This window comes from Rhodococcus sp. 05-2255-1e (genome assembly GCF_002259025.1).
GTDB classification, from domain to species: domain Bacteria; phylum Actinomycetota; class Actinomycetes; order Mycobacteriales; family Mycobacteriaceae; genus Rhodococcoides; species Rhodococcoides fascians.
In genome coordinates this window covers 36,798-48,159 of record NZ_NOZE01000040.1, presented here as the reverse complement: position 1 = coordinate 48,159, position 11,362 = coordinate 36,798, and the positions used below count along the sequence as shown (strand labels likewise).

The following is an 11,362-nucleotide window of genomic DNA, read 5'->3' as shown; positions in this document are numbered from 1 at the left end:
GTGCCCGCTACCGGTTCAGCGCCAGCACGGACAGCAACTCGTACGCGACATGGGCCGCCGCGATGCCGGTGATCTCGGCGTGGTCGTATGCGGGTGCGACTTCCACGATGTCGGCACCGACCACGTTGAGCCCTACGAGACCGCGCAGCGTGTTGAGCAACTCGCGCGAGGTCATCCCGCCGGCCTCGGGTGTACCGGTGCCCGGAGCATGCGCGGGATCGAGAACGTCGATGTCGACCGAGACGTAGACCGGGCCACCGTCGAGGCGACGACGCATCCGCTCGACGATGCTGGCCACGCCGTCGACCTCGTAGTCGTCGGAGCGGATGACCTGGAAGCCGAGCACCCGGTCGTCCTCGAGGTCCTGCTCACTGTAGAGAGGGCCGCGGATACCGATGTGCTGGGAGCGTTCGAGGTCGATGAGCCCTTCCTCGCTCGCCCGCCGAAACGGCGTGCCATGGGTGTACGGCGCACCGAAATACGTATCCCAGGTGTCGAGGTGGGCATCGAAGTGCAACACCGCAATCGGCCCGTGATCACGCGCGAGCGAACGCAGGATCGGGAGCGCGATGGTGTGGTCGCCGCCGAGAGTCAGCACCGAAGAGCCGTCGGCACGTAGGTCCGTCACGGCATCGTGCACGGTCTGCAGCGCTTCGGTGATGTCGAACGGATTGACCCCGATGTCGCCGAAGTCGGCTACCTGTTGGCGTGCGAACGGCGAGACCTGCAGGGCAGGGTTGTACGGCCGCAACAGTTTCGACGCCGCACGAATGTGGCCGGGTCCGAAGCGCGCACCCGGCCGGTAGCTCACCCCCGAATCGAACGGCACGCCGAGAATCGTCACGTCTGCCCGCGACACCTCGTCGAGCCGGGGGAGTCGCGCGAATGTCGTCGGTTCGGCGTAACGGGGGACCTTGGTGGCGTCGAGCGGGCCGACCGGGGTGTGTTCCGGGTTGTTCGCATTCATCGAGATGTCCCTCCGCAGTCGAGCGCCCGGCCGTCGAAAGGTCGACCATGTCGCTCGGCAAGCGTTACTCTGATGCTCGGTCTTGTCAACACAAGTTTCCTGAAAGGCGAAAAGGGTGTCTTCAGCCGCGCAGGTCGACGTCGATGCGCCACGGATCGGTGCGCGCCTGAAGGAGGCGCGCCTGAAGAAGCGGCTCACGCTCGACGCGCTCGCCTACACCTGCGGGGTCACCAAGGGGTATCTGTCCAAGCTCGAGCGCGATCAGGTGAACGCATCGGTCGCATCCCTGGTTAGAGTCTGCGCCGCGCTCGACGTACCGGTCGGCTCGCTGTTCGACGCCGCACCCGTCGGCGAAGTGGTACGCGCACAGTCGTTGCCGCGCATCATGTTCGGTGGAGAACGGATGACCGAGTATCTGCTGACGCCGGTAGGGGAGCGTCGCGTGCAGGTGTTGTTGGGCCATATCGAACACGGCGGCGGAAGTGGGTCCGAGGCGTACGCGCTGCCGCTCGACGTGAGCTTCGTGTACGTGATCGACGGCGAGCTACGGGTGATCTTCGACGCCGATCCGGGCGCGGACTTCGGCGGGGACGACATCTCTCTCGGGACGGGGGACGCCTTCACGTTCTCGCCGCGCCGTCGGCACAGTTTCCGCAGCGACAGCAGCGGTGGGGCGCGAGTGTTGTGGGTGCTGGCACCAGCCCTGCCCGAAGAACTACCGATCGGAAAGCCGGGGATGCATCGGTGACGAACACCGTCTCGCTCTATCAGGGGCCGGAGGATTCCGGCGATGTCGAGTCGAACCTCGAAGCACTCGACGCCGCGGCCGCGGCAGCCGCGGCGGCAGGTGCATCGATCCTGGTCACTCCGGAGATGTCGGTCAGCGGTTACGACATCGGTGAACTCGTCGTCGACCGTGCCGAACCGTTCGACGGGCCGATCTTCGGGAGGGTCGCACAGATGGCCCGTGCTCACGGCGTCGCGATCGTGTACGGATATCCCGAACGCAGCGGCGAGTCGGTGTACAACGCCGTTCAGGTCGTCGACGCGACCGGTACTTCACTGGCGCGGTACCGCAAGACGCACCTGTTCGGTGAGCTCGATCGTGCCCACTTCACCCCAGGCCAGGAGTTGGTGGTGCAGTTCGACTTCGGAGATCTGCGCTGCGGTCTGCTCACCTGTTACGACGTCGAATTTCCGGAGACCGTCCGCGCGCACGCCGACGCGGGTACGCAATGGTTGATCGTCCCGACCGGTCTGATGTCGCCGTTCGAGATCATCGCAACCCACGTGGTTCCCACGCGGGCCTACGAGAGCCAGGTGTTCGTCACCTACGTCAACCGCTGCGGCACCGAGTCGACTCTGACCTATTGCGGGCTGTCATGCGCCGTCGCGCCCGACGGCACCGACATCGCCAGAGCCGGTGTGCACGAACAACTGTTGACGGTGCACCTGGACCCCGCCGACCTCGACAGGTCCCGAGCGATCAACACCCACCTTTCCGACCGACGTCCGGATCTGTATCGGACGGCACCTCGTCCCGCAGGGTTCGCAGGCCCGGTACGAGCCGAGCAGGAGAACGACAGATGACCACACCCGTCACCCCGGACAGCGCGATCGAGCCCGAGGACGAACAACCGCTCACCATGTTCGGGCCGGACTTTCCGTTCGCCTACGACGATTACCTCGCCCACCCGGCCGGCCTGGGTAGCGTTCCCGACGCCGCACTCGGTACCCGAGTCGCGGTGGTCGGCGGCGGACTCGCAGGAATGGTCGTGGCCCGCGAGTTGCTTCGGCTCGGCCTGGAACCGGTTGTCTACGAATCGGATCGAATCGGCGGCCGCATGCGATCGGTGCCGTTCGAGGGGCATCCGGGTGTGGTGGCCGAGATGGGCGCGATGCGGTTTCCGCCGTCCTCGACCGCGTTGTTCCACTACCTCGACTCCGTCGGGCTCGAGACGACGCCGTTCCCGAACCCGTTGGCCGAGGCGACCCCCAGTACGGTGATCGATCTCAAGGGCACCAGCCACTACGCCCGCAAGCTCGAGGATCTCCCGCCGATCTTCGCCGAGGTCGCCGAGGCATGGAACAGAACGCTCGAGGAGCACGCCGAACTGATTCCGTTGCAGCGCGCCATCCGCAGGCGGGACGCGGCCGAGATCAAGCGCATCTGGAACGAACTGATCGTGAAATTCGACGATCAGACCTTCTACGGATTCCTCGCTGCGTCCGAGCATTTCTCGTCGTTTCGCATGCGAGAGTTGTTCGGCCAGGTCGGTTTCGGAACAGGAGGTTGGGACACCGACTATCCCAACTCCATTCTCGAGATCCTTCGTGTCGTCATCACCGCAGCCGACGATCACCACCGCGGCATAGTCGGCGGGTCACAGCAGCTGCCGATGCGGTTGTGGACCGACACACCCGCGGACCTGGCGCACTGGCCCGCGGGCACGTCGGTCTCCTCGGTGAACGGCGGCACCACGATGCCGCGCGTCACCGAGATCAGGCGCACCGGGGGCGGCACCACGATCCACGACGACCGAGGAAACATCCGTACGTACGCGGTTGCGGTCGTGACCGCGCAGAGTTGGATGTTGCTCAGCAACATCAGGTGCGACGACGATCTGTTCCCGATCGACCACTGGACCGCCATCGAACGTACCCACTACATGGGGTCGACGAAGGTGTTCGCACTCGTCGATCGGCCGTTCTGGAAAGACAAGGACCCGGTGACCGGGCGTGACCTGGTCAGCATGACGCTGACCGACCGAATGAGCCGCGGCACATACCTTCTCGATCAGGGCGAAGGAAAGCCGGGGCTGATCTGCCTGTCCTACACCTGGTCCGACGACTCGCTCAAACTGCTGGCTCTCGATCCCACCGAACGCATGAACATCATGTTGCGATCCCTCGAGGAGATCTACCCGGGCGTCGACTTTCGCAGCCACATCATCTCGACTCCGGTGACGCTGTCCTGGGAGACCGAGCGCGACTTCATGGGTGCGTTCAAGGCCAACCTGCCGGGGCACTACCGCTATCAGGAAAGACTGTTCACCCACTTCGTGCAGGACGAACTCGAACCCCGACACCGCGGCATCTTCCTTGCCGGCGACGACATCTCGTGGACCGCCGGTTGGGCGGAGGGCGCGATTCACACAGCACTGAACGCGGTGTGGGGCGTCGTACATCACCTGGGTGGCACCTCGGCACCGGACAACCCGGGCCCGGGCGACGTCTTCGACACCATCGCGCCGCTTCGACTGGGCGACTAACGCTTCGCTGCCGCCGATCGAGGTGGGCGCTCGTCGAACACGAACAGTGCCAGCGCAACGATCAGCATGACGGCCACCACCCAGATCGCGCGCAGAGCGAACAGCTCCACCGACACCGCGCCGAGTACAGCGCCGCCGAGAAATCCGGCGATGACCGTGCCGAACCGCCGAGCTCTGATCCCCGCCTCCCGATCGTGCTCGACCACACGATGAAACGCCGCCATGGCCATGGTGCGGAGGTTGCCGGTCGTCATCGTCGTGTTGAACGGCGAATCCACCAACACCCGAAAGGTCGTCACCTGCACGCCCGCGACATGCGCGAGGATGACCGACACCACCGCATCGGGAACCGTTGCCGGCAGAAACCCGACGATCACCAGAACCAGGATCTCGTAGCAGAGCACAGCCCGCACCGGCCTGCGCACGATCCTCTCGATCGCAGGCAACGCGATGAACTCGGCCGTCATGACACCCAGAACGAACGCCGTCAACGGCGGCAGGAACACCAGCGCCTCCACCCAACGCCCGCCCGCCACGTCCACGCCGAGCAGCACCACGTTGCCGGTCTGGGCACCGGCGAACACACCGCCGCGAGTGACGTAGGTGTACGCATCCAGAAATCCGCCCACTGCCGCCAGCAGCACTCCGAGCCGAACCGACTTCGCGGTGGCGACGGAGATCTGGGGTTCAGGACGAGGGGTGGTCATCGCGAAATCCTGACACAGAGGGGCGCTCTCATGCCGCGAGTAGGGAGAGCAACAATTCCGCACGCACCCGCGCCGACGTCAGATCCACCCCCAGCAATTCCTCGCATCGTGTGATGCGGTTGCGCAAGGTGTGACGATGCACCGACAGGTGGGCAGCTGCGGTTTCCCAGTGCCCGTTGGCTTCCAGGAACGCCCGAAGCGAACCCACCAGATCCGCGGTGTGAGTGCGGTCGTACTCGGCCAGGACGGCGATGGTGACGGCAGCCATGGCACGCAACGATTCCCGAACAGGTTCCGACGCCAGCAGCATCGACCCGGTGAAGTGGACGACCCGATCACCGGGACCGGCCGCCGCGCACGCGAGCCGCGCCTGTCTCAGCGCGGTGGGGGCCTCGGTGATGTGCATGTCGGTGCCGACCCCCGCACACACCGAACGGGGAAGAGAATTCATCAGCTGCGCAACGAAATTAGCGTCGCCGCCGGGTAGCAGCATCTCGGCGCCGTCGTCGGTGGACCTGACGAACGTCGCCCGTGCGTGGGCGCGGAACTGAGCATCGACGGCATCGGCGATCGAACCCGTCCGCCCCGTCGCGCCGCGGAGAACCACCACGGTGATGCGTGAGTCGTCGTCGGCCGCATCGGCGAGATAGCTCGGTGCCTGCGTGTCACCGGGGGACAGGAGATGCCCGTCGAGGAGAAGTCCGAGCGCGCGCGAGTTGAGGGCCGTCTGCTCCGCGCGCAGCCGCGCGGGCTTTTCCAGTTCGAGGGTTATCAGCGACACCGCATGCCCGAGCAATATCTGCTCGACTCCCGTCACGGGCCCCTTCGTGCGAATCGCGAGAAAGCTCGGCGCACTGGCGGTGATCGGTACCGAGTGCAGGCTCACGGTGCGGCCCGGCTCGCTCACCGACACCGTCGCGGGTGACGACGACGGACGGATACTGGCGGCGATCTCGCGGGCCTGCGCGATCAGATCCGCCGCGTCGACCGGATGGAACGACTCGGTGCGATGTCCGATGAGCGCGACGGAGGTGGACGTGGCGACCGCCAATTCGCGCACGATCGCGTCGACGCCGCCGTGCAGTGCGGCGCGGGTGATGCGGCTCTGTACCGACGCCGCCCGCAGGACTTCCTCGTACTCCTGCTCGGCGATGCGTGTGGTGACCGCCCGAATGACCGCGGCGAAGGGAGTGTCGTAGGGAACCTCGACGACGGGTAGCCCGACCTCGTCTGCCGCGTCGAGAAGTTCTCGTGGAATCACGCTGTGCGAGAGACCGGTTCCGAATCCGAGGCAGGCAACCCCTGCCGTTCGGAGGGTGCGGACGTACTGCGCGAGTGCGGGGCCGCCGGAGTCGAAGCCGAGACCTGTCGTGAGGATAAGCTCGCCGCCGGACAACCACGGACTCGGATCGGTGAGCTCGGTCGCCTGCGCGAAGGTGATGGCGGCACCGCTGCGTTCGGGCCCGCCGCGATGACTCAGCCGGAGGTCGCGTTGTCTCAGCAACCAGGAAATCTGCACACTCACCTGTCGCACTGTAATCGTGCCTGACGAAATGGCGTGTGCTTCTGCACCCGAATGTACGTATCGGCAGTCTCCGGTCGACCCTCGCGGTCGCATACTTGCTGCACAGAGACCAACCCGAAAGGTGCGACCATGGCTTCGATCGAATACCGACTTCCGCAGGAGCGCAGGATCGTCACCGCGTTCCCCGGCCCGAAATCGTCGGCTCTGGCCGAGCGCCGCAAGGCCGTCGTCGGTGCAGGCGTCGCATCGACGCTGCCGGTGTACGTGGCCGACGCAGACGGCGGCGTCGTGGTCGACGTCGACGGCAATTCGTTGATCGACCTCGGTGCCGGTATCGCCGTGACGACCGTCGGTGCGTCGAATCCGGCTGTCGTTGCCGCCGTGCAGGATCAGGTCGCTCACTTCACGCACACCTGCTTCATGATCGCGCCCTACGAGGGATACATCGCGGTCGCCGAGAAGTTGGCCGAACTCACCCCGGGAGATCACGACAAGCGCACCGTCCTGTTCAACAGTGGTGCCGAGGCCGTCGAGAACGCAGTCAAGATCGCCCGGCACGCCACCGGCCGCTCGGCCGTGGTCGTGTTCGACCACGCGTATCACGGCCGCACGAACCTGACGATGGCTCTGACCTCGAAGTCGATGCCGTACAAGAGTGGATTCGGGCCGTTCGCTCCCGAGGTCTATCGAGTTCCGATGTCGTACCCGTTCCGTGAAGGACTCGGTGCCGACGGATCGGCCGTCACCGGTGCACAGGCCGCCGCCCGTGCGATCTCCATGATCGAAAAGCAGGTCGGCGCAGATAATCTCGCGGCCATCCTGATCGAGCCGATCCAGGGTGAGGGCGGCTTCGTCGTGCCGGCGGACGGCTTCCTGCCTGCGCTGACCGAGTGGGCGCGCAAGCACGGTGTCGTGTTCATCGCCGACGAGGTGCAGTCCGGATTCACCCGCACCGGTGCCTGGTTCGCCAGCGAGCACGAGGGGATCGTGCCGGACCTGATCACCATGGCCAAGGGCATCGCGGGCGGTATGCCACTGGCCGCGGTGACGGGCCGGGCCGATCTGATCGACGCCGTGCATCCCGGTGGGCTCGGCGGCACCTACGGAGGCAATCCCGTCGCATGCGCCGCTGCGCTGGCATCGATCGAACAGATGGAGACCCTCGACCTCAACGCCCGCGCTCGCGACATCGAACGCATCGTCGTCGATCGGCTCACGGCGTTGATGCCGGAGGTGGGGATCATGGGTGAGGTTCGAGGCCGTGGGGCCATGCTTGCCGTCGAGCTCGTCGTACCGGGTGGACGTGAGCCGAACCCCGAGGCCACCAAAGCCGTTGCCGCTGCGGCACTCGCGGCAGGCGTGATCGTGTTGACGTGCGGAACCTACGGCAACGTCATCCGCCTGCTTCCGCCGCTGGTGATCTCCGACGAGTTGCTCGACGACGCACTCACGGTCCTCGAGAACGCACTGCGCGACGCTTCGAAGGGACTCTGACATGGCCGTCGAGCAGCTGTTGTCCTCGCTGCCCACCGACCTGTGGCTCGGTGGAAAGCAGACCCCCGCGCAGTCGGGCGCGCGATTCGCCGTCCTGAATCCCGCCACCGGTGAGGAACTGACCACCGTCGCCGACGCAGGCGCGGCCGACGGCATCGCGGCCCTCGATCTCGCTGCCGCGGCGCAACCGGAGTGGGCGGCAACGCCTGCACGGGAGCGAGCCGAAATTCTGCGGCGCGCCTTCGTCCTGTTGCAGGAACGTGCAGCCGATTTCGCTCTGCTGATGACCCTGGAAATGGGAAAGTCGTTGGCGGAGAGTCGCGGTGAAGTCAACTACGGCGGTGAATTCCTGCGCTGGTTCAGCGAGGAAGCGGTTCGGATCGGCGGCCGGTACACCCCTGCGCCCGCCGGTAACGGCCGAATCCTGGTCACCAAGATGCCGGTCGGCCCGGTACTCGCGATCACTCCGTGGAACTTCCCGCTGGCCATGGGAACTCGCAAGATCGGTCCCGCGCTCGCAGCGGGTTGCACCGTCATCGTCAAGCCGGCCGAGGACACCCCACTGACGATGCTCCTGCTCGGCCAGGTGTTCGCCGACGCCGGATTGCCCAGCGGTGTGCTGTCGGTGCTCCCGGCCTCGGACGCTGCATCCGTCACCGGTCCGCTGATGGACGACCCCAGACTGAGGAAGGTCACCTTCACCGGATCGACCGGAGTAGGAAAGCTGTTGGTGCGCAATGCAGCCGACCGACTGCTCCGGACATCGATGGAGCTCGGTGGCAATGCGCCGTTCATCGTCTTCGAAGACGCCAACATCGATGCCGCCGTCGACGGAGCGATGCTGGCCAAGATGCGCAACGGCGGCGAGGCGTGCACTGCAGCAAACCGTCTGTACGTGGCCGAGCCCGTTCGCGAGGAATTCACCGAGAAGCTGACCGCAAGAATCGCAGCACTGACGGTCGGCCCCGGTGATCGCGACGGTACCGACATCGGACCACTCATCAACGACAAGCAGCGACGGACGGTGTCGGCACTCGTCGACGATGCCGTTGCCAAGGGCGCCCGCATCCGCACCGGCGGATCGGCGCCCGACGGTCCCGGGTTCTTCTTCACACCCACTGTGCTCGACCGCATCCCGGCCGACGCAAACTTGTTGCGCGACGAGATCTTCGGGCCGGTTGCCGCCATCGTCGGATTCGAGACCGAGGACGAGGCCGTCGCCGCGGCCAACGACACCCGGTACGGATTGGTGGCCTATTTCTACACCGAGAGCCTCGATCGGGCTCTGCGGGTCTCGGCTGCTCTCGACACCGGCATGGTGGGGGTCAACCGGGGTGCCATCTCCGACGCCGCGGCCCCCTTCGGCGGTGTGAAGGAGTCGGGCTTCGGACGAGAGGGCGGCTCGGAAGGGATCGAGGAATACCTCGAGACCAAGTACATTGCGCTGCAGTAGACGGGCGCCGCAGTAGATCGCAGCGGTGCAGTAGATCGCAGCGGTGCGCTCCACTCCTGAGGCCGGCGCGGTACATGCGCTGCCGGGTGGAGCGCACCGGGCGTGCGGTCCCTAACCTCGGGCGGCTGCAATTCGCCTCTCGGCCAGCCGGTCCGCGGCTGCTCCGAGCAGGATCCCTTCACTGCGTGCCATGGCGAATATGCCGGCGACGGTAGTACGGATCTGTCCGATCGTTGCCATCACCTCGGCCGAATTTCGTCCGCGCAGTTCACCTTCCACCTGAATCAAGCCGCCGGCGTTGGCCACGTAGTCCGGTACCCAGACGATGCCCCGGGCGGCCAGCAGCGATTCGACGTCGGGCGTGAGCAGTTGATTGTTCGCGGCACCGCACACGATGGACGCCGACAGCCGGCCCACCGAGGACGCGTCGAGCGTTGCTCCCATGGCGCACGGGGCGTACACATCGATGTCGGCTCCGATGATGTCGGTTCCGATCGTGACGCCGGGGAAGTCCTGGGCGATCCGTTCGAGGGCGGGTTCGTAGGAGTCGCTCACGAGCACGTCGGCACCCGCTCCGCGCAGGAGCGCCACCAGGTTGTAACCCACTTTGCCTGCGCCTTCGACACCTACTCGTCTGCCGGTCAGATCGTCGGAGCCCCAGGTCGATTCGGCTGCTGCCAGCAGGGAGAGATAGACCCCGAGCGCCGTCTGTGGACCGCTGTCGCCGGTGCCGCCCGCGGTGGTGTTCTTACCGACGACGTAGGCCGTTTCTTCGGCGACGATATCGAGGTCGTCGCTGTTGGTGCCGACGTCGCCTGCCGTGACGTACGTGCCGCCGAGCGATTCGACGAACCGGCCGTAGGCCTCGAGCAATGTCGGGGTCTTGATGACGGTCGGGTCGCCGATGATGACTGCCTTCCCGCCGCCCAGATCGACCCCTGCGACAGCCGCCTTGTAGGTCATCCCGCGGGAGAGTCTCAATACATCGGTCACGGCGTCCTGCTCGCTTGCGTAGGGGTAGAAGCGAGTTCCGCCGAGTGCCGGTCCCAGCACGGTCGAGTGAATCGCGACGATCGCGCGCAGACCGGTGTCTCGATCGTGGCAGAACACCACGCGCTCGTGCGCGGAGTCGGATGGCATGTCGGGCCGGTCGAAGACACCGGGTGCGACCGGTGCCGAAGCCGAATTCGCGGTCTGGGCAACAGAAGAGCGATGTCGAGTGGGTGTGACGGCAGAGTGGTCGGCAACGACGGACACAGTCGGTCTCTTTCGGTCAGGGGATGGAAGCAGATGCAGCGGCTACCCGGATGTCTTGTCCGTCACAGGGTGTCGTGCACGACGCAGACCGGTCAACCGGCATCGCTCGGACCGTGCAGATTGCGTGATGCGGTCGGTATGGGCCCGGCGGGGATGGTCGGGGTGCTCAGCGGCGGCCGTCGTCGGCGAGCTGTTCGAGCAACGGCTTGGTTCGGTACTGAATCAGCTCGGACATGGCAATCGACATGTTGGTCCGCTCGACGCCAGGAATGTCGAGGATCAGGCCTGCTATGCGGTACAGGTCGTCGGCGTCGACCGCCGCAATGCGGATGTGCATGTCCGCGGCGCCGGACAGACCGAACACCTCGAGTACTTCGGGGATCGTGCGGAGGTGTTCGGTGACCGCTGCCAACGTGTGCTGATTGACCTGAGCGGTCACGAAGGCCTGCAACGGACGTCCCAGCGACTTCGGCGGAATACGGTGATCGATGGGGGTGAGGGACCCCTTGTCGTCCCACCGCCCGAGGCGTGCCTGGACGGTGTTGCGGGACAGGCCCAACGTGGTGGCGAGTTCGACGCCGGTGGCTCGAGGCTTGGCGCAGAGGGCGAGGAGGAGTCGGGCGTCGGTCTTGTCGAGATCGGTCATTGCGCACTTCCTGTAGCTCGGTCGTTACCCGATATTGTGCA

Annotated in this window: 10 protein-coding genes; 5 read left to right on the top strand and 5 right to left on the bottom strand. The window is 65.9% G+C overall.

The annotated features are described in order from the left end of the window. Positions 1 to 7: 7 nt before the first annotated feature. Positions 8 to 967, bottom strand: coding sequence for an agmatinase (gene speB / locus CH262_RS23600; protein WP_027496227.1), 960 nt, complete (start codon positions 965 to 967; stop codon positions 8 to 10). 115 nt (positions 968 to 1,082) lie between these two features. Here speB and CH262_RS23595 point away from each other — a divergent pair, with 115 nt between their 5' ends. The 3 genes from CH262_RS23595 to CH262_RS23585 are packed head-to-tail and all read left to right on the top strand — an operon-like array spanning position 1,083 to position 4,239. Continuing rightward, a complete protein-coding gene (locus CH262_RS23595; RefSeq protein ID WP_094718552.1) occupies positions 1,083 to 1,715 on the top strand; it encodes a helix-turn-helix domain-containing protein in 633 nt (210 codons plus the stop codon). Then, on the top strand, positions 1,712 to 2,557 hold the full coding sequence (locus CH262_RS23590; protein WP_094718551.1) for a carbon-nitrogen hydrolase family protein: 846 nt from the start codon (positions 1,712 to 1,714) through the stop codon (positions 2,555 to 2,557). Before CH262_RS23595 ends, CH262_RS23590 begins: the two co-directional genes overlap by 4 nt. Beyond that, on the top strand, positions 2,554 to 4,239 hold the full coding sequence (locus tag CH262_RS23585; protein ID WP_094718550.1) for a flavin monoamine oxidase family protein: 1,686 nt from the start codon (positions 2,554 to 2,556) through the stop codon (positions 4,237 to 4,239). The genes CH262_RS23590 and CH262_RS23585 overlap by 4 nt, the downstream gene beginning before the upstream one ends. Here the strand turns inward: CH262_RS23585 and CH262_RS23580 are convergent. Further along, positions 4,236 to 4,946: a YoaK family protein gene (locus tag CH262_RS23580; protein WP_032366254.1), complete on the bottom strand. Its 711-nt coding sequence runs from the start codon at positions 4,944 to 4,946 to the stop codon at positions 4,236 to 4,238. The two genes, CH262_RS23585 and CH262_RS23580, sit on opposite strands and share 4 nt — an antisense overlap. 28 nt (positions 4,947 to 4,974) lie before the next feature. Continuing rightward, a complete protein-coding gene (locus CH262_RS23575; RefSeq protein ID WP_094718549.1) occupies positions 4,975 to 6,471 on the bottom strand; it encodes a PucR family transcriptional regulator in 1,497 nt (498 codons plus the stop codon). Positions 6,472 to 6,600: 129 nt separating this feature from the next. On the opposite strand from CH262_RS23575, the gene gabT reads away from it, so the two are divergent. Together gabT and CH262_RS23565 are read left to right on the top strand one after the other, a co-directional pair. Beyond that, positions 6,601 to 7,965: a 4-aminobutyrate--2-oxoglutarate transaminase gene (gabT, locus tag CH262_RS23570; RefSeq protein ID WP_094718548.1), complete on the top strand. Its 1,365-nt coding sequence runs from the start codon at positions 6,601 to 6,603 to the stop codon at positions 7,963 to 7,965. Position 7,966: 1 nt separating this feature from the next. Beyond that, complete coding sequence (locus CH262_RS23565; protein ID WP_032366251.1) at positions 7,967 to 9,418, top strand: NAD-dependent succinate-semialdehyde dehydrogenase; 1,452 nt, start codon at positions 7,967 to 7,969, stop codon at positions 9,416 to 9,418. 111 nt (positions 9,419 to 9,529) lie between these two features. On the opposite strand, the gene CH262_RS23560 is transcribed toward CH262_RS23565, so the two are convergent. Together CH262_RS23560 and CH262_RS23555 are read right to left on the bottom strand one after the other, a co-directional pair. Next, on the bottom strand, positions 9,530 to 10,558 hold the full coding sequence (locus CH262_RS23560; RefSeq protein WP_094718659.1) for a Glu/Leu/Phe/Val family dehydrogenase: 1,029 nt from the start codon (positions 10,556 to 10,558) through the stop codon (positions 9,530 to 9,532). A gap of 283 nt (positions 10,559 to 10,841) precedes the next feature. Further along, positions 10,842 to 11,321, bottom strand: a complete 480-nt coding sequence (locus CH262_RS23555; protein ID WP_027496234.1) for an Lrp/AsnC family transcriptional regulator — start codon at positions 11,319 to 11,321, stop codon at positions 10,842 to 10,844. Between the last annotated feature and the right edge of the window lie 41 nt (positions 11,322 to 11,362).